This window comes from Ruegeria sp. CK2, assembly GCF_056536585.1.
Window position 1 is genome coordinate 1 of the sequence record NZ_JBQFPW010000077.1, and the last position, 652, is coordinate 652.

Annotated in this window: 1 protein-coding gene; it reads right to left on the minus strand. The window is 57.2% G+C overall.

Annotation, left to right across the window (positions count from 1 at the left end; genetic code table 11):
* Positions 1–652 (minus strand): GntR family transcriptional regulator (locus tag ACR0BU_RS24765; protein ID WP_480739595.1); only part of this gene is annotated, 652 nt, incomplete at both ends.

The following is a 652-nucleotide window of genomic DNA, read 5'->3' on the forward strand; positions in this document are numbered from 1 at the left end:
GTGTTTTTCAAGTATTCCACACAGCACTTCTTTGGCATGAAGCCGGTGTTGTCTATGGCGTTCGCGTGCTTCATTTGCCTTTCCTTCTTGGATCGCCCGCAGAACAGCCCGGTGGTCTTCGTTGGATTGCACTGGCAGCGGGCGGATGAACAGCGTGGTGGCCCGCGCCCTGCGTACCTGATCGCTCATCATTGCGACGATGGCTTCAATCCGATGGTTCCTGCCAAGACGTACAAGCTCCTGGTGAAACAACTCGTCCGCCTCAGCCCACGCTTCCAGGTTTTCTGTTTCGATGGCCTGGTCCATCTGCGCAATCGACTGCTCAAGCACTTTGAGATCCTGTTTTGAATAGCCTGCTTCTGCGGCACGCTGGGCTGCGAGGCTTTCCAACTCGGTCAGGATGTCATAAATCTCACGCATGTCTTCGGATGAGACGGGCAGGATCCGAACCCCTTTCCGAGGGCGCATTTCCAGCAGGCCACGGCTTTCCAGCATGAGTGCAGCTTCGCGGACCGGGGTTCGTGACATGCCCAATGTCTGGGCAAGCTCTGATTCCAGATGGTCGGTTCCGGCGGCCAGTTCTCCGGAGACTATCATCCGCCGCAGCTCTCTTACGGCGCGCTGCGTGCTGGAAAGGGTTTTGCTGCTTTGG